Annotated in this window: 25 protein-coding genes and 1 tRNA gene; 14 read left to right on the top strand and 12 right to left on the bottom strand. The window is 57.1% G+C overall.

Features of this window, described 5'->3' with window-relative positions:
- Positions 1–143: 143 nt before the first annotated feature.
- Complete coding sequence (gene nadA, locus QZ534_RS01810; protein WP_296930765.1) at positions 144–1,205, top strand: quinolinate synthase NadA; 1,062 nt, start codon at positions 144–146, stop codon at positions 1,203–1,205.
- Here the strand turns inward: nadA and QZ534_RS01805 are convergent, their stop codons facing one another.
- A complete protein-coding gene (locus tag QZ534_RS01805) occupies positions 1,206–2,678 on the bottom strand; it encodes a M48 family metalloprotease (RefSeq protein ID WP_296930763.1) in 1,473 nt (490 codons plus the stop codon). It abuts the gene before it with no gap.
- A 164-nt stretch (positions 2,679–2,842) separates the two neighbouring features.
- Between QZ534_RS01805 and QZ534_RS01800 the strand changes: the two genes are divergently transcribed.
- Together QZ534_RS01800 and QZ534_RS01795 are read left to right on the top strand one after the other, a co-directional pair.
- Positions 2,843–3,070, top strand: a complete 228-nt coding sequence (locus QZ534_RS01800; RefSeq protein ID WP_296930761.1) for a sulfurtransferase TusA family protein — start codon at positions 2,843–2,845, stop codon at positions 3,068–3,070.
- Positions 3,071–3,086: 16 nt separating this feature from the next.
- Positions 3,087–4,166 (top strand): AI-2E family transporter, encoded by a 1,080-nt coding sequence (locus QZ534_RS01795; RefSeq protein WP_296930759.1) that lies wholly within the window; start codon positions 3,087–3,089, stop codon positions 4,164–4,166.
- 7 nt (positions 4,167–4,173) lie between these two features.
- Here the strand turns inward: QZ534_RS01795 and QZ534_RS01790 are convergent, their stop codons facing one another.
- Entirely contained in the window at positions 4,174–4,641 is a 468-nt protein-coding gene (locus QZ534_RS01790) for a peroxiredoxin (protein ID WP_296930756.1), read from the bottom strand.
- 74 nt (positions 4,642–4,715) lie between these two features.
- Here QZ534_RS01790 and dapA point away from each other — a divergent pair, with 74 nt between their 5' ends.
- Genes dapA through QZ534_RS01760 form a run of 6 tightly spaced genes read left to right on the top strand, consistent with a single transcriptional unit; the run spans position 4,716 to position 9,897 of the window.
- The gene (gene dapA, locus QZ534_RS01785; protein WP_296930754.1) at positions 4,716–5,594 is read left to right on the top strand and encodes a 4-hydroxy-tetrahydrodipicolinate synthase; all 879 of its coding nucleotides are present in this window, start codon (positions 4,716–4,718) and stop codon (positions 5,592–5,594) included.
- Between the two features lie 35 nt (positions 5,595–5,629).
- On the top strand, positions 5,630–6,727 hold the full coding sequence (gene bamC, locus QZ534_RS01780; RefSeq protein ID WP_296930753.1) for an outer membrane protein assembly factor BamC: 1,098 nt from the start codon (positions 5,630–5,632) through the stop codon (positions 6,725–6,727).
- 46 nt (positions 6,728–6,773) lie between these two features.
- Positions 6,774–7,487, top strand: a complete 714-nt coding sequence (gene purC / locus QZ534_RS01775; RefSeq protein WP_296930750.1) for a phosphoribosylaminoimidazolesuccinocarboxamide synthase — start codon at positions 6,774–6,776, stop codon at positions 7,485–7,487.
- A 30-nt stretch (positions 7,488–7,517) separates the two neighbouring features.
- Complete coding sequence (locus QZ534_RS01770; RefSeq protein ID WP_296930747.1) at positions 7,518–8,255, top strand: TIGR04219 family outer membrane beta-barrel protein; 738 nt, start codon at positions 7,518–7,520, stop codon at positions 8,253–8,255.
- A gap of 28 nt (positions 8,256–8,283) precedes the next feature.
- A complete protein-coding gene (locus tag QZ534_RS01765; protein WP_296930745.1) occupies positions 8,284–9,291 on the top strand; it encodes an NAD-dependent epimerase in 1,008 nt (335 codons plus the stop codon).
- A gap of 60 nt (positions 9,292–9,351) precedes the next feature.
- Complete coding sequence (locus QZ534_RS01760; protein WP_296930742.1) at positions 9,352–9,897, top strand: lipocalin family protein; 546 nt, start codon at positions 9,352–9,354, stop codon at positions 9,895–9,897.
- A 10-nt stretch (positions 9,898–9,907) separates the two neighbouring features.
- Here QZ534_RS01760 and QZ534_RS01755 read toward each other — a convergent pair whose 3' ends face one another.
- The 8 genes from QZ534_RS01755 to QZ534_RS01720 form a co-directional block, all read right to left on the bottom strand.
- Positions 9,908–10,549, bottom strand: a complete 642-nt coding sequence (locus QZ534_RS01755; RefSeq protein ID WP_296930740.1) for an RES family NAD+ phosphorylase — start codon at positions 10,547–10,549, stop codon at positions 9,908–9,910.
- Positions 10,550–10,576: 27 nt separating this feature from the next.
- The gene (locus tag QZ534_RS01750; protein WP_296930738.1) at positions 10,577–11,023 is read right to left on the bottom strand and encodes a hypothetical protein; all 447 of its coding nucleotides are present in this window, start codon (positions 11,021–11,023) and stop codon (positions 10,577–10,579) included.
- 252 nt (positions 11,024–11,275) lie between these two features.
- Positions 11,276–11,352 (bottom strand) — tRNA-Val (locus tag QZ534_RS01745).
- 55 nt (positions 11,353–11,407) lie between these two features.
- The gene (locus QZ534_RS01740; protein ID WP_296930736.1) at positions 11,408–12,358 is read right to left on the bottom strand and encodes a DMT family transporter; all 951 of its coding nucleotides are present in this window, start codon (positions 12,356–12,358) and stop codon (positions 11,408–11,410) included.
- Between the two features lie 164 nt (positions 12,359–12,522).
- The gene (locus tag QZ534_RS01735) at positions 12,523–13,611 is read right to left on the bottom strand and encodes a hypothetical protein (RefSeq protein ID WP_296930733.1); all 1,089 of its coding nucleotides are present in this window, start codon (positions 13,609–13,611) and stop codon (positions 12,523–12,525) included.
- A gap of 101 nt (positions 13,612–13,712) precedes the next feature.
- A complete protein-coding gene (locus QZ534_RS01730) occupies positions 13,713–14,780 on the bottom strand; it encodes a hypothetical protein (protein ID WP_296930730.1) in 1,068 nt (355 codons plus the stop codon).
- 145 nt (positions 14,781–14,925) lie between these two features.
- Positions 14,926–15,543: a YceI family protein gene (locus QZ534_RS01725; protein ID WP_296930726.1), complete on the bottom strand. Its 618-nt coding sequence runs from the start codon at positions 15,541–15,543 to the stop codon at positions 14,926–14,928.
- Positions 15,530–16,264 (bottom strand): CDP-alcohol phosphatidyltransferase family protein, encoded by a 735-nt coding sequence (locus QZ534_RS01720; RefSeq protein ID WP_296930723.1) that lies wholly within the window; start codon positions 16,262–16,264, stop codon positions 15,530–15,532. The genes QZ534_RS01725 and QZ534_RS01720 overlap by 14 nt, the downstream gene beginning before the upstream one ends.
- A 178-nt stretch (positions 16,265–16,442) precedes the next feature.
- On the opposite strand from QZ534_RS01720, the gene QZ534_RS01715 reads away from it, so the two are divergent.
- The 4 genes from QZ534_RS01715 to QZ534_RS01700 are packed head-to-tail and all read left to right on the top strand — an operon-like array spanning position 16,443 to position 20,746.
- Positions 16,443–17,450: a zinc-binding alcohol dehydrogenase gene (locus tag QZ534_RS01715; RefSeq protein WP_296930720.1), complete on the top strand. Its 1,008-nt coding sequence runs from the start codon at positions 16,443–16,445 to the stop codon at positions 17,448–17,450.
- A gap of 29 nt (positions 17,451–17,479) precedes the next feature.
- On the top strand, positions 17,480–17,878 hold the full coding sequence (locus QZ534_RS01710; RefSeq protein ID WP_296930717.1) for a 6-carboxytetrahydropterin synthase: 399 nt from the start codon (positions 17,480–17,482) through the stop codon (positions 17,876–17,878).
- Positions 17,865–19,805, top strand: a complete 1,941-nt coding sequence (locus QZ534_RS01705; protein ID WP_296930714.1) for a glycosyltransferase — start codon at positions 17,865–17,867, stop codon at positions 19,803–19,805. The genes QZ534_RS01710 and QZ534_RS01705 overlap by 14 nt, the downstream gene beginning before the upstream one ends.
- Positions 19,802–20,746 carry a lysylphosphatidylglycerol synthase transmembrane domain-containing protein gene (locus QZ534_RS01700; RefSeq protein WP_296930711.1) on the top strand — a complete coding sequence of 315 codons (945 nt, stop codon included), beginning with the start codon at positions 19,802–19,804 and terminating at the stop codon, positions 20,744–20,746. The genes QZ534_RS01705 and QZ534_RS01700 overlap by 4 nt, the downstream gene beginning before the upstream one ends.
- 114 nt (positions 20,747–20,860) lie before the next feature.
- On the opposite strand, the gene QZ534_RS01695 is transcribed toward QZ534_RS01700, so the two are convergent.
- Entirely contained in the window at positions 20,861–21,742 is an 882-nt protein-coding gene (locus QZ534_RS01695) for a RibD family protein (RefSeq protein ID WP_296930709.1), read from the bottom strand.
- Positions 21,743–21,893: 151 nt separating this feature from the next.
- Here QZ534_RS01695 and QZ534_RS01690 point away from each other — a divergent pair, with 151 nt between their 5' ends.
- Positions 21,894–22,136: a hypothetical protein gene (locus QZ534_RS01690; RefSeq protein ID WP_296930706.1), complete on the top strand. Its 243-nt coding sequence runs from the start codon at positions 21,894–21,896 to the stop codon at positions 22,134–22,136.
- 15 nt (positions 22,137–22,151) lie between these two features.
- On the opposite strand, the gene galU is transcribed toward QZ534_RS01690, so the two are convergent.
- Positions 22,152–22,988, bottom strand: coding sequence for a UTP--glucose-1-phosphate uridylyltransferase GalU (gene galU / locus QZ534_RS01685; RefSeq protein ID WP_008171948.1), 837 nt, complete (start codon positions 22,986–22,988; stop codon positions 22,152–22,154).
- Positions 22,989–23,092 lie beyond the last annotated feature (104 nt).

Below are 23,092 nucleotides of genomic sequence, written 5' to 3'. Positions count from 1 at the left end.
TTTTTTTTTGCGTATACGTTCCTACCTAGGTAAACAGGTAACAGAAATCGCAATCACAACTTTGTGATAGCACTGTTTCAGAAACATGAAAGCCGGGTATGAGTGCTATAATCTCCCGGTTAACGCAGCACAGAGACGCAGTAATGACATACGCTGAAGATCGTATCCTTGTTCAAGAACACCTGGCCCATGCCGCCGAGCCGAAGCCACTTAGCGAGGACGAAAAGTCCGAGCTGGAGGCTCGGATCAAGTTGGCCCTGCAGGAACAGGATGCGGTGCTTGTGGCCCATTATTACACCGATCCCGATATTCAGCGCCTTGCTGAGGAAACCGGTGGCTGTGTTGCGGATTCACTGGAGATGGCGCGGTTCGGCAACCAGCACCCGGCCTCGACTATCGTGGTTGCAGGCGTGCGCTTCATGGGTGAAACCGCCAAGATCCTGAACCCTGAAAAGCGCGTTCTGATGCCAACCCTTGAGGCAACCTGTTCCCTGGATGTGGGGTGTCCTGCCGACGAATTCGCCGAGTTTTGCGATCAGCACCCGGACCGCACGGTTGTGGTTTACGCCAACACATCGGCGGCAGTGAAGGCGAGGGCAGACTGGGTGGTCACCTCAAGCTGTGCCCAGGCGATTGTTGAAGATCTGGATGCTCGGGGTGAAAAAATTCTCTGGGCGCCAGACAAGCACCTGGGACATTACGTCCAGAAAACCACCGGCGCGGACATGCTGCTCTGGGACGGCTCCTGCATTGTTCATGAGGAGTTCAAATACCGTGGGCTGGAGGATCTGAAGGCCCTGTATCCGGACGCCGCTGTATTGGTCCATCCGGAATCCCCCGACGCGGTAGTTGAGATGGCCGACGTTGTCGGTTCAACCTCGCAGCTGATTCACGCGGTCCAGACCCTGCCCAATGAAAAGTTCATCGTTGCCACCGACAATGGCATCTTTTACAAGATGCAGCAGCTGGCTCCGAACAAAACCCTGATTGAAGCGCCCACTGCCGGCAATGGTGCTACCTGCCGGAGCTGTGCCCATTGCCCCTGGATGGCCATGAATGGCCTTCAGAATTTGCTGCAGGTGCTGGAGGAAGGCAATCAGGAAGTGCTTGTGGATCCAGAGCTGAGGGAGAAGGCCCTGCAGCCGCTGCAACGCATGCTGGATTTTACCGCGAACATGAATCTCAAGGCGGCAGGTAACGCCTGATCAGCTGTTGGCGCGAGCGTGGAGGCGGCTGGTAATTTCTGCCAGCCGCTCAGTCACAATCTGCCGTTGTGGTGCGCCCGCTGGCAGCTTCTCCTGCGCCTGCCTCAGCTGACGCTGAGCAGACTCCAGATCCCCCATCAACACGTCGTACTCTGCCCGTGCGCGATGCACGCCGACGATGTTCCTTGCCATCCCCTCGGCCTCGGCCAGTTTAAGCCATAAGTGTTCCTGCCCTGGTAACTGGCGGGTCAGTTGTTTAAGGTATTCAGCCGCTGCCGCGCCGTTACCGTCGGCTATTTCGGTTCGGGCCAGGGTGTGGGTGATCGGGTAGTTCCCGGGATTTCTCGCCAAAGCGTCTGTCAATATGGCCCGTGCCTCGTCCACGCGATCCTGGGCAAGTCTGACTTCTGCGAGAGTTACCTGGAAAGTGATTCGTCCCGGATTTTTGGTCAGCAGATCATTCAGTATTTCCACTGCCTTGTCGTATTGCCTGTCCTCCAGGTAGGCCACTGACAAACCATACCGGATAGCGTCGTTTCTCTGGGCATCCGGTCGATCCAGGTACGCCTCGAAGGTTTCCACGGCAACATCTGGCGATGGGGCATAGTGCACCTGCAGCCGGCTGCGCATCAGGTGATATTCCTGCCCGTCCCGGATGTTTTCGTCCGGATACTGTTCGGCCCGGCTGCGGGTGTCGGCAACACGGCTCTGCGTAAGCGGGTGCGTGGAGAGATATTCAGGCAGACGGTTACCCTGCATGCGGTTCTGGCGCATCATGATTTCGAACATTTCGGGCATTCCGCGAGGATCCATGCCCGCGCTGGCCAGAATGTCGAGCCCGACCCGGTCGGCTTCCTGTTCATGAGCCCGGCTGTAAGCCAGCATATTCTGGGCCGCGAGAGCCTGGGTTCCGGCAATGGCGGCAAAACCGATGTCCGACTGGGTGACCGCCGACAACACAATGCCGGCAATCATGCCCGCCAGAGTGAGCGGGGCACTGGTTTCCTGCTGCTCCATACGGCGGGCAAAATGCCGCTGGCTGAGGTGGGCAAGCTCGTGGGCCAGAACGGAAGCAAACTGTTGCTCCGTTGCGGCGTTCAGGAACAGGCCGCCATTCACCCCCACAATGCCGCCTGGTACCGCGAACGCGTTGATGGCAGGGCTATCGATCAGTGCGAGGGTCAGGTTTCGGTCCTGCAGAGGCGCAGAGGGAACCAGACGATAGGTAATGGCGCTCAGGTAATCATAGACCAGGGGATCGCTGATCCGGGGTGCCGACCGACGGATAGACACCATCACCTGCTGACCGATATCAGACTCCTGCTGGCCGGCAATAAGACCTCCGCCGCCGCCACCGATGCTTGGTAGCCTGCTTTCCTGGGCATGAACCGGCAGGGAAACAAGCAGAATTGCCAGCAGGGCAGTTATGGCCAGTGCCGGTAGCGTTCGGGAGCGGGTTTGGTTCTCAATCATGTAGTGCCGGGTGCCTGTGGTCTGAATCGCCGGTTTGACAGCGGTTTGCGATAAAAAGTTCGGATCTTCAGCTTGAAGAGTATTGTGATGCAATACATTATCACTGTCGGCATAATGCCCGCTTGTTAAATCCGCTTATTATTTTGTGATGGTGTGTCGCTAGTATGGTTGATCGAACGCTTGATGCCTCTGGGTTGCGCTGCCCGATGCCGCTGCTGAAAACGAAGCTGGAACTGAACAGCATGGCGCCCGGTGAAGAGCTTGAGGTGATTGCCACGGATTCCGGTTCCGCCCGGGACATTCCGGCCTTCCTGGAGCTGTCCGATCACAAGCTGATGAGCAGTTCTGAAGCCGCCGGGGAGTACCGGTTTGTGATAAAGTGCGGCGGTTAAGGATTCGGAGCTGTAAATGATCAGGACACTACGCGGTCTCGCACACAAATACTTCTCGGATGAAGAAGCGGTCATCCTGTTCCTGATACTGGTAACGGGGACCATTTTCGTTATCTGGTTCGGCGCCATGCTTGCGCCCGCCATTGCCTCCCTGATCATAGCCTTTATTTTGCAGGGCCTGGTGACCAAGCTCAACAAGCTGGGGGTGCCGGAGACTGTATCGATCATTGGGGTATTCCTGGTCTTTCTCGGTGTGCTTGTCGGATTCCTGTTTGGACTGTTGCCGCTGATCTGGACACAGCTGAGCAATTTGGCCGGCGAGGCACCACGCATCATCCGGGAGCTGCAATCCTATCTTGAGTTGCTGCCGCAACAATATCCCCATCTGATTTCAGGGGAGGCCGTCAGCACCGTTTACAGCCAGGTGAGTACCGAAGTAGGGCACATGACCCAATGGCTGGTGTCGTTTTCCCTGTCCAGCATTCCGGACCTGGTGGCGCTCCTGATCTACATGGTGCTGGTACCGATTCTGGTGTTCTTCTTCCTGAAAGACAGGGCGGTGCTGCTCAACTCCATTGCCCGGCTTTTACCGCCCCAGCGCCCGATGATGTTGAAGATCTGGCATGAGGTGAACCTTCAGTGTGCCAACTATGTCCGCGGCAAGGCGGTTGAGATCCTGATCGTTGGGGGCACCACCTACGTGTCCTTCAAACTGTTGGGCATGCCTTATGCGGCACTGCTCTCATTGCTGGTCGGGCTAAGCGTTGTTATCCCCTATATTGGTGCGGCTGTTGTGACCATCCCTGTCGCTGTAATTGCCCTGTTTGCCTTCGGGTGGGGCAGCCAGTTTATCTGGGTGATGGTGGTCTATGGTGTTATCCAGGCGCTGGATGGCAACGTACTGGTCCCGATTCTGTTTTCGGAGGTGAACAACCTTCACCCGGTTGCGATTATCGTCGCTGTTCTGTTCTTCGGGGGTATCTGGGGGCTGTGGGGTGTCTTCTTTGCCATTCCACTGGCAACCATGCTCAAGGCTGTGTTTGCTGCGTGGCCGGTAAAGGAATCGGCGCCGTTGGCTGAAACCGGGGATGCCTGAAAGGCGCTTAAAGCGCCTTTACAGCCTCGAGAACCTCGTCCGCGTGGCCTTTGACCTTCACGCCACGCCATTCAGCTCTCAGTACCCCGTCCTTATCGATCAGGAAGGTACTGCGGTCAACGCCCATGTACTCCTTGCCGTAGAGCTTCTTGAGCTTGATCACGTCAAAGAGGTTGCACAGGGCTTCGTCCTTGTCTGAAATCAGGTGGAAGGGAAACTCATGCTTGGCCCGGAAGTTCTCGTGGGCTTTTAGGCCGTCCCTGGATACGCCGAGAATCACGGTATCCAGTTCTTCAAACTGTTTCATCCGGTCCCGGAAGTCCTGGCCTTCGGTGGTGCAGCCGGGTGTGTTGTCTTTCGGATAGAAATAAATCACCACATTGTGACCCTTCAGACTATCGAGCCGAATACTCTGGTCTCCGGTTGCCGGTGCTTCAAAATCCGGAACGGGTTTGTTTAACTCAACGGATGGCATGACATCTCCTTTAATTCCCTTGTGTCAGTTCGTGCCCAACATTACCATATCGGTTTTATTCGGACGGAGCTTTTATGATTACGGGTAGCCTTGTCGCACTGGTCACGCCCATGCATCCAAACGGTGATATCCACTGGGAGGATCTGGACAAGCTGGTAGACTTTCATATTGAAAACGGCACGCACGGCATTGTTGCTGTGGGCACCACCGGCGAATCCGCAACGCTCGACCCGGAAGAGCATTGCCAGACTATTGGCCACATCATCAAACGCGTTAATGGCCGCATCCCCGTCATTGCGGGCACGGGCGGTAACAGCACCCGTGAGGCCATTGAGCTGACTGCGGAAGCCCACAAGCTTGGAGCTGATGCCTGCCTGCTCGTTGTTCCCTACTACAACAAGCCGACCCAGGAAGGCCTGTACCAGCATTTCAAAGCCATCGCCGAAGCCGTCCCCGGCATGAACCAGATGCTGTACAACGTACCGGGTCGAACCGCCTGCGACATGCTGAACGAAACCGTCCTCCGGCTTGCCGATATCCCGAACATCGTGGGTATCAAGGACGCCACCGGCAATATTCACCGTGGTGCTGAACTGATCGAAGCGTTGGATGGCCGTCTGGCGGTCTATTCGGGTGATGATGCCACCGCAGCGGAGTTGATGCTGGCCGGTGCCAAGGGCAACGTCTCTGTGACTGCCAACGTGGCTCCGAAGGCAATGGCCCAGCTTTGCGAGGCGGCCGTGGCTGGAAACCGCGAAGAAACCGAGCGTCTGAATGAGCTGCTCATGCCTCTCAACCGGAAGCTTTTCCTCGAGGCGAACCCGATCCCGGTGAAGTGGGCGTTGTATCGGATGGGGATGATTGGAGAGGGCATTCGCCTGCCGCTGACACCGCTCAGCGAAAAATTCCATAGTGAAGTGGAAGATGCCCTCAAGGCCTCAGGTGTACTCTGAGTTTGCTTAAAACATCCCAGCCCCGGAGTAACCTGATGCAGGTTCGAAAAGGAACCGGTAATACCCTGATGTTCAAACCCGTTGTTATTGTATCCGGGCTGTTGCTTCTGGCAGCAGCTTCGGGATGCAGTCTCGTTGAAGACCGTTCCGAACGCTATGTGAATGCGACGGAAGGGAAGCCACTGGAATTGCCGCCAACCGCTGACGATTCCCGCTTCAGCCAGACCATGCCAATCCGTGATGTCCAGCCGGCCGATGCCAGCAAGATGTATCCGTCCGATATACCGCGCCCGCCGGACATGACCTCGGACATTCTGGACGAGAATTACGTCATTGAAGAGCTTGATGGCCGGCTCTGGCTGTTGGTCAACGATGTGCCGGGCAGAATCTGGCCGGCGGTGAACAGCTATCTGTCCGAGCGTAGCCTGGGTGTTGGCTTCGATAGTCCTCAACTGGGCATCCTGCAGACGGAACTCGCCAACTTCAGCAAACGGGCGAGGGATCTGGTTGAGCTTTCCGACAACCCGTCTGCCGGCGAGCAGAAGGTGGTCCTTCAGTTCCGTATGGCGCCCGGCGTTCGCCGCAAGACCACCGAAGTGCAGGTGCGTAAACTGGAAGTTCCGGATCAGCCGGACGAGCTGATTCCCTGGAGCGGAGTATCCGATCCCTCTGAGCAGCAACTGGAGTTGCAGAGACGGCTGTTGTCCGACCTCGGTGACTTTCTCAGGGCCCGGGAGGAAACCAAATCCTTTTCCCGGGCGGCATCCGGAATGGTCAGCGACCCCCTGGTTCGCCTGATCTCGGAAAATGATGAGGCCGTGGCGATCCGTATGGAGCTCGATTATGGCCGCTCCTGGGCAGAAGTAAGCCGCGCACTGACGGATTCGGGTATTCCCGTTGTTGACCTTAACCGCAGTGAAGGCTGGTTCCACGTCGACTTCCGCACCGAAGATGAGCGGGATCCGGGCTGGTTTAGCTGGTTCAGCGACAAGGACGAGCCGCGGCATACCCACACAGTGAGCCTCAGTCAGCAGAGCGACGCTATTGTCATCTCTGCCGAGGAGGTTCCGGACTACAGCGGCAGCCGTACGACGCCGGATCTGCTCGCGCAACTGTTCGATTACCTATACTGATTCAGGAAGAGGCCGCCCCGGGGCGGCCGCTTTTCGGAGAACCCCAATGGAAAAACGCGAAGAACTTTACGCCGGCAAGGCAAAATCCGTCTATCGCACCGACGATCCCGAGCGGTTCGTTCTGGTGTTCCGTGACGACACATCCGCCTTCGATGGCGAGAAAAAGGAACAGCTCAATCGCAAGGGCATGGTGAACAACAAGTTCAATGCGTTCATTATGGAAAAGCTTGAAGCGGCGGGCGTCCCTACCCATTTCGAGGGACTGCTGTCGTCCACCGAATCGCTCGTGAAGAAACTGGACATGATTCCGGTTGAATGCGTGGTTCGTAATGTCTCCGCCGGCAGCCTCTGCCGCCGTCTTGGCGTAGAAGAAGGGCAGGAGCTGAATCCGCCGACCTACGAACTGTTTTTGAAGAACGACGCGCTCCACGACCCCATGGTCAACGAATCCCTGGCCGTCAGCTTTGGCTGGGCTGCCGCGGATGAGCTGGAGCAGATGAAAAAGCTGACCTACCGGGTAAACGACGTACTCAAGGCACTGTTTGACGACGCCGGCATGCTGCTGGTGGACTACAAACTGGAGTTTGGTCGCAGTGAAGGCAAGATCGTGCTGGGGGACGAATTCAGCCCGGATGGTTGCCGTATCTGGGACAAGGAAACCCGCAAGAAAATGGATAAGGATCGCTTTCGCCAGGGTCTCGGGGAAGTGATTGAAACGTACGAAGAAGTCGGGCGCCGTTTGGGAATCCAGTTCGACTGATCGAAACAGACAACAAATAGAAGGTGTGTCATGCGTAAACTGATGCTTGCTGTAGGTGGTTCACTGATCCTGGTGGCGCCGATGTCACAGGCAGACGTGGTTGGTCTGGGTGCCAGCGTGAGTTATTGGGATTCGGATCTGTCCGGTCAGGCGGCTAACAATGGCGATGTGGTTGATGTAGAAAATGACCTCAACCTCGATAGCGATTCAAATGCCAATGCGTCCCTGTATCTTGAGCACCCGGTGCCAGTGCTTCCCAATGTTCGATTGAATTACACGGTAATCGAACAAAGTGGTCGTGGCCGCGTGGGCGCCTCAGGATTTGTCGGTATTCCGGGCAACGTTGAAGTCCAATCCGATTTGGATCTCGACCAGCTGGATCTGACCCTTTATTACGAAATTCTGGATAACTGGGTGAATTTGGATCTCGGCATTACTGCACGTGATCTGTCGGGCGAATTGGTTGTTCAAGACACAAACGGTCTCTTTAGCCCGAGTGAAACCAAAGTGGACGGTGTGATTCCCATGGGCTACCTGGCAGCACGCTTCGACCTGCCGCTCACAGGTGTTTCCGTGGGTGCTGAGGGCAACTTCATCAGCTTCGACGGCGATTCACTGCACGATTTCAACGCTTACGGTCAGTACGAAATCTCACTGATCCAGTTCCGTGCGGGCTATCGTCAGATGTCCATTGATTATGAAGACGGCAATGACCGCCTGGATGTCGAGATTGGCGGCCCGTTCGTGAGTGCAGGGGTTTCGTTCTAAGGACCGTATTCCGTTCAAGGAGAGGCGCTTGAAGATTCTTGTGACCGGCACCGCCGGGTTTATTGGTTCACACCTGGCCCATCGCCTGCTTGATCGGGGCAATGAAGTCATTGGCGTGGATAACGTTAACGACTACTACGATGTGAACCTGAAGGAAGCGCGGCTCAAGCGCCTAACCGACAAGGCCGGCTTTACCGAAGTCCGCCAGGATGTGTCAGACCGCGCCGCCATGGAAGCACTGTTCGCCGAGCACAAACCGGAGCGGGTGGTGCACCTGGCGGCGCAGGCGGGCGTGCGGTATTCGATTGAGAACCCACATGCCTATGTTGATGCCAACCTTGTCGGCTTCATGAACATCCTCGAAGGTTGCCGGCACAACAAGGTCAAGCACCTGGTGTATGCCTCGAGCAGCTCGGTATACGGCGCCAACGAGACCATGCCGTTCTCGGTGCACGACAACGTCGACCATCCCCTGAGTCTCTACGCAGCCTCCAAGAAGGCGAACGAGCTCATGGCCCACACCTATAGTCATCTGTACAACCTGCCAACAACGGGCCTGCGGTTCTTCACGGTCTATGGTCCCTGGGGCCGGCCGGATATGGCGCTGTTTATCTTTACCAAAAAGATCCTGGCTGGAGAGCCCATCGACGTTTTCAATCATGGCCACCATCGCCGGGATTTCACCTACATTGACGACATCGTCGAGGGCGTGATCCGGACGCTGGACCACGTTGCCGAACCAAACGGTGAGTGGAGCGGAGCAACCCCGGATCCCGGCACCAGCAAAGCGCCTTATCGCCTCTACAACATCGGGAGTAACAACCCGGTTGAGCTGTCCCGCTTCATCGAGATTATCGAGGAGCGAGTCGGGAAGAAAGCCCAGAAAAACCTGCTACCGTTGCAGCCGGGCGACGTGCCGGCCACCTACGCCAATGTTGATGACCTGATCGACGATGTGGGCTACAAGCCAGCTACCCCCGTAGAGGAGGGTATTGCGCGGTTTGTGGATTGGTATCGAGACTTCTACAACGTATAAAAGAGGGCCAGCAACTGCTGGCCCTTCTCGTATCTGGGACTCGAAAATGGAGTACTGGCGATGATAACAGTGTTAAAAAGATGGTTTCTGGTAGCCGCGCTTATCGGCCTGACCGGCTGCACCGGTCTTCCAGAGGGTATTGAGCCAGTCTCCGGTTTTGAGAGTGACCGTTACCTGGGTACCTGGTACGAAATCGCCCGCCTGGACCATTCCTTTGAGCGCGGTCTAACCAATGTTCGTGCGGAATACAGCCGTAACGACGACGGCAGCATCGAGGTAATCAATCGCGGTTATAACGGCGAAAAAGAGACATGGGAGGAAGCTGACGGCCGAGCGGTGTTTGTGGAGGATAAAAGCACAGGCCACCTGAAGGTGTCTTTCTTCGGACCCTTCTACGCTTCTTACGTGGTGTTCGAGCTGGACAGGGAAGAGTATTCCTATGCCTACGTGACCGGCTACAACCGCGACTATCTCTGGTTCCTTTCGCGCACACCGGAGGTTAGCGAAGAAGCGATGGCGGCGTTCAGGGATCGGGCCGCGGCGGAAGGATTCAATCTGAATGAACTGATCCTGGTAGAGCAGGAAAAGAAACGCGAGGAGCCCTAGGGTTGCCCACCTAAAGCGGTCTGAACTCCTCCAGTCGAGCGTACTTGGTAAACCGATGGCCATCCCAGTAGAGCGTATAGTGGCCAGCCTGAACAACGGGTGTCGTTGCCGGTGGTCGGAACAGGGCAATAGCTTCTGCTCCGGGGTTGCGGACCGAATTATACAGAACCCCGAATTCGCCAGCGTTCAAAAGGTCAGCGGCGATTTTCTGTCCGGGTTCATAGTTGGTTTCGTGCATGTATTGAGGCTGGTTTCGAAGGTCAACCAATGGTTTTGCCACATGGCCACTGTAACAACGGACCACCGCCGAAAAATCGTTCCCCACACCAAAACCCCGCCATACACTGCCGGCATGGTAGACCCACTCCCGGATCGCCGTTTCAACGGAGTCTCCAGCATAGTAAGCCCCACGATTTCTGGTATTGAAACGCCCCGTTGCGGGGTAGCAGAAGGACGCCATGACCGGGCTCCAGCCGGGTCCGGCACGGAAATCCGCCTTATCGACGTAACGGGGCCAATGAGCAATGCGGTCGCTGGTGGCGGATTCCAGTTCCGCCAGAACCATGGAGTCCGGGCTTTCAAAGCAGTCGATCGGAGGATGCTTGCTATGGATGACCCGATGATGCTTCCATTCAGGCTTTATACGATTCAACTCAGACTCCCTGTCTTTTCAACTTTTTCAGCCGCGCATCGCGTCCAGGTTCCGGCGAACGTAATAGAGCGCATCCATGGAACCTTGCTCAAGCAGGTAGTCTCGGATCGATGTGCCCTGCAAGCCCATTAGCTCGATCGGTGTCTGGAACCACTCGTACGCCAGTTGCTCATGTCCGGTCGGACTAAGCAATGTCAGGGCCTTGTGAATGCCCAGGAGCAGACTGATTCGATCCATGGTATCCCGGGAAACTTCCACTTGTTCGCCACGATTGATCTTTTGTTGCCAATCTGTGAGCGTCCTGCGACGAATGCCGCCAAGAAGGATCCCCAGTTGATCCATAGTCAGCCCCCAGAGTTCCCGGTGTTCAAATAACCAGCGAAGTCCTGCTGTGCTATGGGTAGCAGTCAGTACAAGCCCGGCATTCGTGGGCGGGTTAATGTCCAATGGTTGGTGGTGTTTCAAGCCAAGCATGGCTGCCTCTCCCGGGCCCTTTGCATTTATAGGCCCATCACTGAATAAGTCTATGGTGAAAGTATAGGCTCTTCACTGAGGCTGAGCAATATTGCTCTCAGGAGAAAGGAGTGCGCGGATATGCGCAAATTCCGAGTGGCGGTTCTCCTTAACGAGGTAAAAGACGCAGGCAACCCGGGCAGAAGAAAATTGCAGGCACAAAAAAAGCCAGTTCTTACAGGAGATGTAAGTAACTGACTTTCTTCGCAGGAGTGGTAGGACCACCCAGATTCGAACTGGGGACCTCTACCATGTCAAGGTAGCGCTCTAACCAACTGAGCTATGGTCCTGTGTCCTGCAACGGGGACGAAATATACTGATTCAGCCGGTGCCGGTCAACCACTTTTATGCGGTTTTCCGGCTCCGGAGTTTATCCTTGATGACTTTGCTCAGAACTGCCCAGCGGTTGACGATCAGTGCTGCGAAGATGAGGCCGCAGCCGGCCAGTTGAATACTGGTCATTGTCTCGCCAAACCAGCCTGCGGCGAACAGGGCGACCCACACCGGTTCCAGTACCAGAATGACTACACCATGGCTGTTTGCAGACAGGCTCTGGGCCAGTGTCTGAAGCAGGAAGCGGCCAGCGGTTCCAATGACGGCACTGGCCACCACCCACCAAACCAGGATTGGCGAGAGGCTATTCAGCGTAGGCAGCCAGGGCTCCATAATCATGGACTCGATCAGGGTCAGCATACCTACCGTGAGCAGCGCAATGGCTGTGAGGGGCAGGGCGGGTACCCTATGCTTTTCCACGGTCTTCCCCAGGCGGTTTGTCACTGTTCTCTGGTTGGCCGCCCGGGTATTGAGGTTGAAATACAGGGCGAAAATCGTCGCTGCCATGACAAAGAAAATCTGGCCGGCTTCCGGGCGGAAGCCGTTTTCCAGGGAGAGCAACGCGAGCCCGGCAACGGCAATGGGAATTGCCAGCCAGGTGCTTGGCGGTTGGGCTTCCTTGAATACCAGGCGGGCAATAATGGGGACAATCACAACGCCCAGGCTGGTCAAAAAGGCGCCTTCGCCAAGGCTGGTCCCATGAACCAGACCCATCACCCAGCAGGTCATGGCCGTGCCGAATACCAGGCCAACACCCACGCTTCGACGAAGTTGATCAAAGCTGAGCTTCATCAGTGCGCGGCGAGCGAAAAAGGCGAGCACCGTTCCGGCAATCAGAAACCGGGCTGCCATGAACATCAGCGGCGGCATTAGAAGTACCGCTTCCTTGGAAAACATCCAGCTGATGGCCGCGAACAGGGTTACAACAACCAGGAGAAGATCGGATTTGTGGGTGTCAGACATCGGTTTTCGCTTGCCGGAAATGAGTGAATAAAACGGGGAAAGCGAACCAATGTATAGTTTGCGAACTAAAAAGGAAAGATGGGTAGAACTACCGAGGTGATAAGTGAGATTGGGGTCAGAAGAAATTTTCTTCTGACCCCCTCTTCTGCATGCTGCGTAAGTGTTCAGTTATTGAGAGTTGTGTAAACCAGATTGGACATGTCGGTCTGATCTGAACCGGGCACCTCGATGTAACGGTCACCGGAACCCCACCACTGCCACCATGCACGCTTGTTGTAAGTGCGGCTGGCGAAATCAACCTGCAGGCCGCCAAGGGTGGTGTTGTTGACCACGGGAACGGAGATGTTGCCTGTCTCAGAACCAAGCACACCACTGTGGGTGACTCCCTCGTTCATCAGCACCGGGTAGTGATTGAAGTAGAGAGCGCCCGGACCATTCTGGCTGGTTACCTTGCCCGCAAGGCTGATGCTGGAAGAGCAGGAATCAATGCCGGCGGCGGAGGTTGCACCACAGGCCGAGTGGGTGGGTACCACGCCGTCGTCAGTGCCGGCAATGAACGGCTTGGTGATCCCGCCATAGGAGGAACCACCAGCGACGAAGCGCAGCCGGGGGATAGAATTCGGGCTCACCGCCAGGTTGCGCGCTGCGTTGGTCTGCAGGTCGTTGACCACACCGAGTTTGCCCGGCTCCGGTTCAATGCCGGTGAAGGCCTCTACTGCAGCCCTGAGGGGCCAGTTGTACCAGCTGTCGTTGTAGGCAAGGCTCAATGCAAGATTCGCCAGTTCAGTGCCACCTCCTGCTCCTGAATAATCCAGGGTTGCCAGGATCTTCAGAGGTTGGAGGCCCTCGGACTGAAGCCACCGAGCCTGGTTCTCGAGCAGATAGCGGGTAACCAGATCACCGGTGGAGTGGGAGACGACAATGCAGTAGTCATTGCACAGCCCTTGCTGACTGATCTGACGCATCTGTTCATAGGCCTGCTGGGCAATGTCACCTTCAACGCGTCCGTCGCTGCCCCAGTCAATACGGGCTTCTGCTCGGGAGAGCCAGAAGGTGCGCCAATAGTCCTCGCCAGCGCTTTTCACTTCCTGGATGTTGGCGGGAGGGTTGGCCAGATCTTCCTGCTGGAACCCGTGTACCAGAATCACATTGTGCCCAGCCAGTTGGGCCTGGGCGGTGCCGGCAAACAAACTGCCGGTGATGGCAACCGCCAGGGCGGTTTTACAGGCACTTCCGATCTTTGTTGTTTTCATAGTTGCTCCGTCCTTGCTGAATTATTGTTGTCACAAGACGTTTCTCCGCCGGCATGGCGGTACAACCCGGCGTCAGCCGGCCCAGAGCAGCAGCTCTGGCATCAGAACTTGTCGGCAAGCTGCCGGAGCAGTGCCGCCCGTTGTTCCGATTCGGGGTTCACCGCCGGCGTATCGGTAAGACTGTCGAGGTCCGGCGGTGTGAATGCGTAGCCCTCGTCGGGGCCGAACGCGTAATTGGTTCTGTCACCTGGCTTGGCGGGGAGCTGGCGAATCTGCAGGTTCTTCAGCTGAAGCTGACCGTCCACAGTCCGGTTTGCCAACACCGTGCCGTGAGCCTTGAGGTTGATGGTGTTTGAAGTGCCGTCCAGCCTTTTTTCCATCTGCAATTGGGCAACCGGGCGCTGCCCCACGAAAAGCTGGGCTGAAAGTGCGTAAAAGCCGGGGGCCTCAGGTGAGAACTTTACGGGGATAATCAGATTGTTGCCGCTGATGCGGGCATCGCCCAGCCCTTCGAAGTCTCCCAGGTAGGGTTCGATGGTCAGGCTCGAGGCATGGCGAACCGGTTTGCCATCAAGTCGGGCTTCCACGATCAGGCGGTACTCTCCCGGTGATTCATCGGCAGACAGAACGCCCTCGAAGTAACCCGGCGACCCTGCTTGTTCCAGTGTGGTGCTGGCGACGGAATCGCGGCTTTCTGGTTTTTCCAGGGTTGCAGACAAAGCGCGATCAACCACCTGTGGGCCCTGTATGGCCGCTGCAACAAGAATTTGCTCGCCCTCGGTAAACCGGTACTTCTCGAGCGTGACAGTGAACTCACCGCCACCCTCCAGCGGCAGGCTGATCGGCTCGTAGTGATTGCCACGATAAGCGCTGGCCTGTTCCGGGCTCAGAGGCACCGACCAGGCAGGGTAGCGGGTGGATTCAGCGTATTGCTCGGCAACGCTGGCCAGCATAAATCCCAGGGCGTTGTCGGACGGTGGCTCGGGTTGCTTAGCGCGCTCCGACGGTTGCCTTGTTGTCGTTGGGCTCTGAGCGGGCCGGGACTCGTTCGCGCCGGGCGGTTCCGCGAGCCAGCTGAAACTGGCGCGATTGTCGGCAGAGAGCATGTACCCTGTGCCGAACACGCCGGCGGTTACCAATGTCAGAATCAGAAAAGCCTTACCGGGCATGCGGCAGGTCCCTTGTTTATTGTTGTTCTTTTAAACATAACGGGATTTGCGCCGCAGCCCAAAAATCCGGCCTGATTGTGTAACAGAATGTGTCCGTGTTGTGCGGCAGGTCACATTCTTGTTGACCTGACGGCATGCCTGGAAATCAGAGCCAGCCGGACTCCCGAATTGCTTCGAATCCGAAGTGCAGTTTCACTTCATCGCCGACCATTGCTTCATCGAGGCCGTAGGTCATTCCCCATTCACTGCGTTTAAGCGTTGTCGAAGCACTGATGCCAAGGGTGTATTCCTCGTGGCCAAAGGGATAAACGTCAGCCTTGTTAAGGGTTACGTCCAGTACCACGGGTCTGGTCTGGCCGAGGAGTTCCAGGTCGCCTGTTACCTTACCGGTATTCTCGCCGGTGGTTTCGAAATCGGTAACGGTGAAGGTGATCTCCGGATGCTCTTCGCTGTCGAGGAAGTCTTCATTTCGAACGTGCTCGTCTCGTTTTTTGTGGTTGGTAAAAACGCTGTCACTCTGGAACACCAGTTTGCCGGATTTCAGTTCCCTGGCTTCCTCGTCATAAACGAACTGACCTTCAACTTCCCGGAACATGCCCATTACCGGGGCATACCCGATGTGCATGATCTCGAAGAACATCGAGAAATGCTCGTCATCGACGACAAAGTTCCTGGGCTCGGCCATCGCCACCGGGCTCAATACAAGGGCCGCAGGAAATGCAATGGCAATGTGGGCAGGGGTTTTCCTGTTATTGAACATCATGGTGATGTCTCCTCTGGTAAAGCCAGTGAATATCGGTAACAAATGACCACACAAGCAGCGCAAGAGCGGTTGCAAGCGTGGTACTGGCAAACAGCGTGTTGACCGGCGGCAGTACTGCCACCAGCAGGGTAACGATCTGCCAGACACAGACTGTCTTTCGTCTGAAGCTGTCCGGCAGGGGAGCGTTCAGCCAACTCAGGATATAGCTGGCAGCGACAAAGGCGTAACGGATGAGGCCCAGAGCAAGCACCCAGATGCCGGCCTTGCCCAGCGTGAGAACAGCGATGCTTAGCCCAAGGATGAACAGGGCATCCAGCTCCATGTCGAACCGGGCGCCGAAGTCACTCTGGGAGCCGGTGGCTCGTGCGACCTTGCCGTCCACTCCGTCCAGAATCAGTGCCAGCAGCGCCATCCAGCCATACAGCCAGAGACTGTCAGTCAACTGGCCGGCGAAGGGCGCCAGGGCCACGAGAACAATCACCAGGCAGGCTCTGAGAAGGGTTGCCCGGTTTGCCCAGCCGAAATCCCGGGCTTCTGGCCAGTAACGAGTAACCAGGCCACAAACGCCAAGGTAAAGCGCTGCGGCCAGCACGTAAAAAAGAGCAGGGGGCGAGGCAAGCCAGCCGGTGGCCAGGCAAAGCAGGGCGGCAAGACCGAAACCCCAGGCAAGGTCGAGCGGCAGGGGAACCTTTTGCGCAACTGAATGGCCGTTAGAATCCATCACTGAACTCCAGCGTATAGGTTTGCAGGCATCAAACACCCCGGATGCGCTGTACACTGACTATAGTTGATGTGTGTGAGTGTGCTTACGAGCATTGACCGCGTTCAGACCTCAAGGTTCAGCTCGTGCAGTTCGGCGGGCAATGTCAAAAGAATCGCTGCCAGGATAGGAGTTCCCTTTGCAACGTGACCCCGAGATTCCCGATACCAAGACAACAGCTCGTGCCTGGTGGGTAACCGGAGCCGGTAAGGGCGAGATTCAGGATACGCCGCTCGAGCCACAAGGTAGCGATGAGGAAGAAGAGCTGGTTACGGTTCAGGCTCTCTATTCGGGCATCAGTCGGGGTACCGAATCCCTGGTTTTCCATGGCCGCGTTCCCAGGAGTGAATACTTGGCAATGCGGGCTCCCTTTCAGGATGGCGATTTCCCCTGGCCGGTGAAGTACGGCTACGCCAGCGTGGGTGAGGTCATCGAAGGGCCTGTAGAACTGGTCGGGCAGAAGGTGTTTTGCCTGTACCCGCACCAGGATCGCTACCGGGTGCCGGCGTCGGCGGTGACGCCCTTGCCGAAAAAACTGCCCGCTGAGCGAGCGATTCTTGCGGCGAACATGGAAACCGCGGTCAACGGGCTATGGGACGGTACACCGGCGGTCGGGGACCGCATTGCCGTGGTTGGACTCGGAGTGGTCGGTCTGCTCGTTGCCTGGCTGGCCAGCCGTATTCCGGGCACCCGTGTAACTGCAATCGATACGAATCCAGAAAGACAGACCATTGCAGAACAATTGGGGCTGGATTTCAGCAGCGAATCCGGCGCTGACGATCACGACCTGGTGATTCATGTCAGTGGCCATCCATCGGGCCTGGAGACGGCCCTTGGACTGGCTGGACAGGAAGCGACCATTGTTGAAATGAGCTGGTATGGAGATCAACCGGTACCCGCACCATTGGGGGCCGCATTCCATCCCCGGCGGCTCACGCTAAAATCCAGCCAGGTGGGCCAGATCGTACCCTCACGAGTTCCGCGGTGGGACTATCGCAAACGTCTGGGCCTGGCCTTGGAATTGCTTCAGGACGAAGCACTGGATGCGCTTATTACCGGCGAGTGCCGGTTCGATGACCTGCCAAAATCCATGGCACGAATTCTGATCGATGGCCGGGAGACGCTCTGCCATCGCGTTGTTTACTGAGAATCCAAAATATTTGCTAAGGAGAGACTATGTTCGGTTTGACGGTCCGGGACCACATGATGATTGCCCACAGCTTCAACGGAGAGATCTTTGGTCCTGCGCAGAAGGTACACGGTGCTACTTACATAGTGGACGTGACTTTTGAGCGTCACCAGCTGGACAAGGACGACCTGATCGTCGACATCGGTATGGCTTCCGAGCTTCTCAATAACATCCTCTCCGAATTCAACATGCAGAACCTGGACGAATTGCCCGAACTGAGAGGCCGCAATACCACCACGGAATTCATGGCCAAACTGATATTCGACCGGATGGCAGCAGCCATTCACGGGGGACGACTGGGGGAGGCGGGTAAAGGCATCGTCAGCCTGAAAGTCACCCTCTCTGAGTCCCACATTGCCTGGGCGAGCTACCATGCCGGAATCTGACAAACCGGGTGTCCTGGAGTTCCTGGTCCCGGGGGATCCGGAGCAGAACACTGGCGGTTACCGGTATGTCCGCAAGCTGGTGGAGGCTCTTTGTTACGCGGGGTGTGAGGCACGGGTCACCGGTCTGGTCGGGCAATTCCCGCGCCCGGATCGGATCGCCCGCACTGCCATGGATGAGGCGCTCTCCAGACTGCCCGATGGCGTCTCGGTGATACTTGACGGGCTTGCCATGGGAGGCCTGCCGGAGATCGTCGAAAAGCATTCCCGGCGTCTGAATCTGATTGCCCTGGTGCACCACCCCCTTGCCGACGAGACCGGCATCAGCGAAGCCGACAGACAGTGGTTTCTTGATTCTGAAAAAAGGTCGCTCGGGTTCGTAAAGGGTGTCATCACCACGAGTCAACACACTGCTGACCGTCTGGCGGATTACGATGTGCCGGCCGGGGCCATCAGGGTTGCCGAACCGGGTGTGGCCAGAACCCAAAACCTGAAATCCCGAATCAAGTCTTCGGAAAATAATGGGCCTCATATTCTGTGCGTCGCCCACCTGTCTCCACGAAAGGCCCAGCACCAGTTGGTGGAGGCGCTGGAAAACCTGAAAGCCTTGCCCTGGCGCTGCACCATGGCAGGTTCTGGCAGTCGCGATCCGGAATACAGCCAACAGGTGCGTGGGGCAATTGCAAAAGCCGGTCTGGACGACAGGGTTGGACTGGTAGGAGAAGTGGAAGAGTCGGGTCTTGCCGATCTTTACCGCGAGGCAGATTTCTTTGTATTGCCTTCGCTGTATGAGGGCTATGGCATGGTGATTGATGAGGCACTGGCTGAGCGGCTGCCCGTTATCTCCTCCGATGGCGGGGCCCTCGCCAACACGTCAGCGAAGCCAGGTGTGGTTCAGTATTGTGCGGGCGATGTCAGAGCGCTTACGGCGCGGCTACGGAGCTGGCTGGAACATCCAAACGAGCTGGACCATGCCCGCAAGCTTGCCGCAAGGGAATCCCGCCGGATCCGTTCATGGGCGGATACCGCCATAGATTTCAGCGAGGCGCTACTTTACTTCAATAACCTTTCCGCCCGTTTGCACCAGCATTCAGAATTTGCAAGCACCTGGCTGGCGGCCCGGGAAGCAGCGGATCATCGGGCCCGCTCAAAAAAGCTGATCGATCAGCTGAATCAGTGGTTTCTGGATCGATATGATGGTGTGGCGTCCGAAAGCCACCATCCGATGCGAATTGTCGACATTGGCACTGGCCGGGGTTCCAACGCCCTGTACCTCGTGCCTGCGCTGCAGGTGCCTCAAACCTGGCTGGCGCTGGACCAGGATTCCGCGTTGTTGCGGGAGGCCAGACAGCGTGTGGACTCCCTGGATGTACCCTTCGAAACCCGCACGGCTCAACTGACGCCAAACAACATGGCGCAACAGCTACCTCCAGAGGCTGACCTGATAACAGCATCGGCGCTGATTGATCTGGTGTCGGAATCATGGCTGGGAGCCCTGGCCCGGTCTGCTGCGCGCAGGAAGTCCGCGATACTGATTGTGCTGAGCTACGCCGGGATGTTCGAGTTGTCACCAGCTCATCCTGATGATGAGCTGGTCAGGACCCTGGTGAATCAGCACCAGCACGGCGATAAGGGAATCGGTGCGGCCCTTGGACCCGAGGCCAGCACCGTACTCAAAGACCTTCTGATTGCCGAGGGTTTCCGGGTTGAACTCGACGAATCCCCCTGGACTTTGGGTAGCGGAGACCAAACCCTGGCCCAAATGCTGATGCAGGGCTGGATCGACGCGGCCACTGAGCAGTCACCGGATGATCGAAACCGGTTGATCCAGTGGCTGGAGACACGGAATCGTCAGTTGTCTGAAGGAAATCTGACGGTGATCGTCAGTCATCTTGACATGCTGGCGCTGCCCCCCGAGGCGTTGCCTTGAGGAAGCGGCGTATAAAGCAGGTACGGCTGGCTGCCCGGTGGCTGTTCACCATTGTGGTTATCGGATTCGTGGTTCGTTCGATCGATGCCAGCGCGCTCTGGCAGGAGCTTGTCCGCTTTTCGCCTTATGTCCTGGTGCCCGCATTGGCGCTTACCGTCTTTCAGGTTGCTTTGTCTGCCTGGCGCTGGCGCTACACGGTGGAGCGGCTTGGGCTGCCCCTGGCCTATGGTGCCGCGGTCCGGGAGTACTACCTGGCCACGTTTCTGAACCAGGTGTTGCCCGGCGGTGTGCTCGGTGACGTCAACCGGGCCTGGCGCCATGGTAGTGGCGCCGGAGAACGGCTCGCCGCCGTGCACGGAGTGGCCATCGAACGACTCTCCGGGCAATTGGTGTTGGCGCTGGTGGTTGTCCTGTCGGTCGGCTGGCTGCTTGGTTCCGGAAAGATCATGGCGGGTCCTTGGAATGGCGGTGTTTGGCTGGCTGTTGGGGTTGTCGCGGTGTTTATTGCATTCTGGTTGGCCCTGAAAACCGGGCTGGCGGTTTATCTGCAGCGGCTTCGACGGGATCTCTTCCGCTCTTTGCTAAACCGGAGGGTGCTGCCCGTTCAGCTTGGCTCCTCTTTACTGGTGCTGGCCAGCTACCTCGGCGTGTTTCTCTGCCTCGCCTGGGGCGCGGGCTATGTGGAAAGCTGGCCATCGGCGGCAATCATTGCCAGTCTGGGAAGCATCCTGCTGCTGAGCATGGTCATCCCGCTGACGGTTGCCGGTTGGGGTATCCGGGAAGGCGCCGCCGCGGTGTTATGGCCCATGGCAGGATTGCCGGCGGAGCAGGGGGTTGCACTCAGCGTGGGGTATGGGGCGTTGGTGCTGGTGTCCAGTTTGCCGGGTGCTGGGTTTTTGTTGGATGGCAGGCCGGCCCAGCGAATGGTAAATCCTGACTGATTGTCGGATTACGCCTTTGGCTAATCCGACCTACCGCGTCGCGGGGAAAATCGAAGGTCCGTAGGTCGGATTAGCGAAGCGTAATCCGACAAATCCTTTCGAGTTGCACCTCCCCTAATCCAACTTCCTGTCGCGTGAGAAATCCAGGTCAAAGAGCATATCGCTCCCAAGGTTCACCAACCGCGCCCGCGGCCGTAAGGCATCATCCAGAAAATCAATCTCCGGAAGCGAGAAGGCGGGTCTGCCACTGCCGATGATCATGGGCGCGACCATCACGTGCAGACGGTCCAGCAAGCCGGCGTTGAGAAACGCGGAGACGGTAACGCCGCCTCCTTCCACGAACACCTTTTTCAATCCGAAATCCGCCAGAACCTCAAGGATGAACTCTGGATCTATGGGGGCCTCTGCGTCCGCATCTCCAAGACAGGGGATCTCGCTGACCCCGGAACCGATGGATGGATTTCTGCTCTTGTCGTAGTGGCCCGCCACTAACCGTAGGGTAGGGGCCTCACCGTCGGTAAACAGGTGATGGCTGTCCGGGACACGATGATGGCGGTCGATGACAACACGGACCGGATTACGCCCGCTGGTTCGGCGAACGGTCAACCGGGGATTGTCGGTAGAGGCCGTGCCGGCACCCACAATTACGGCATCGGATACCGCACGAATCCGATGGAGATGGGTAATGCCATCGTCGCCGTTAATGAAGCGGGAGCGGCCGGTCACCGTCGCGATTCGCCCGTCGAGGCTCTGGCCCAGTTGGCCGATGACCTTGGGTCTGCCGTCTTCTGCAACGGGGCGACAAAGCGGAAGGAACACCGAGAGCAGATCCTTCGCCTCGCCCGTGGCCGGCTGCATCAGGTGCCAGGCACCGTGACCATTGAGTTTCACTGCTTCTTTATCGGTTCCCGGCAACGGCAGCGTCACATTAGTGCGATTAACTGCGCTGAGGACCAGCTCCCATGCCGAGTCGATGTCCAGGGTTCTTGCCGCCATAAATAGCCTGTTCGGTTGTTGCCGAGGAGCTGCCAAGACTCCTTTAGTATAGGCAGATTGTGTGCAAAGCTATATGTACGTTACATTTCCGGATTGATTCACTTCGCAGGGCATTATCGGGACAAGTTTCCCGATCTGGATGACGAGGTAAATGGCCATGCAACATGCGCAACCCATTCAGCACTGGGAACCAGAGAAGCCTGAAGACCACGGGCAACTTGAGCTTCCCGGCATTGCCCTGGACAAGAGTGATGAGCTACTGGAATCGGTAGCTGAGCTGGAGGAGGCGCTTGAAAAAGTTCAGCTGACCGGGGAAGAGGTGGAGCTGCTTCGCCGGTTCCGCAGGACGAGCGCGGAGAACCGGCGAATGATTCTTCAGATCTTGGGCAACTGACTCGCCCGGTATTCCTTACTTGCCTTTCTTGTAGATATTCTCGTAAACGTAGTTGGTGGCTTCCACAAAGCCATCAATGCTGCCGCAATCGAATCGGCGCCCTTTAAACTGGTACGCCAGTACGCACCCGTTCTTCGCCTGCTCGAGAAGGGCATCAGTAATCTGGACCTCTCCGTTCTTGCCCGCCGGCGTCTTTTCAATGATGTCGAAAATGTCCGGTGTCAGAATGTACCGCCCGATAATCGCCAGGTTGCTCGGTGCGTCTTCCGGAGCCGGCTTCTCCACCATGTCGGTGATCCGGTAGAGGCCGTCTTTCATGGATTCACCGGCAATCACACCGTACTTGTGGGTTTCATCGGCCGGCACTTCCTCAATGGCAACAATGGAGCAGCGGAACTGGTTGTAGAGCTTCACCATTTGCGCCAGTACGCCGTCTTCACCCTCGGGGCCTATACAGAAGTCATCGGCCAGCACCACAGCAAAGGGACTGTCGCCCACCAGGTTGCGACCGGTCAGGATGGCGTGGCCGAGACCCTTCATTTCATTCTGCCGGGTGAAGGCAAAGCTGTTGTGGTCGATCAGGTCCCGGATGGAGGTCAGCAGATCTTCCTTGCCGGAACCTGCAATCTGGTGCTCAAGCTCGTAGCTGATGTCGAAATGATCCTCGATAGCCCGTTTGCCCCGGCCGGTCACGAAGCCGAATTCATGAATACCGGCTTCCGCGGCTTCCTCAACGCCGTACTGAACCAGAGGTTTGTTCACTACCGGCAGGATTTCCTTGGGCATCGCCTTGGTGGCTGGGAGAAAGCGAGTGCCGTAGCCGGCCACGGGGAACAGGCATTTTTTGATCATATCATTCGTCCTTTAATGGTCGTTTTCACGCCCTGTTGGCTGCTCAACGCCTCAACGTAAGCTTATGTAAGGTTGTTCTTTCACAAAGTGTGCCGAGTTTACCC

The organism is uncultured Marinobacter sp. (assembly GCF_913055835.1).
Lineage (GTDB): Bacteria > Pseudomonadota > Gammaproteobacteria > Pseudomonadales > Oleiphilaceae > Marinobacter.
This window is presented reverse-complemented; position numbering and strand designations above follow the sequence as displayed.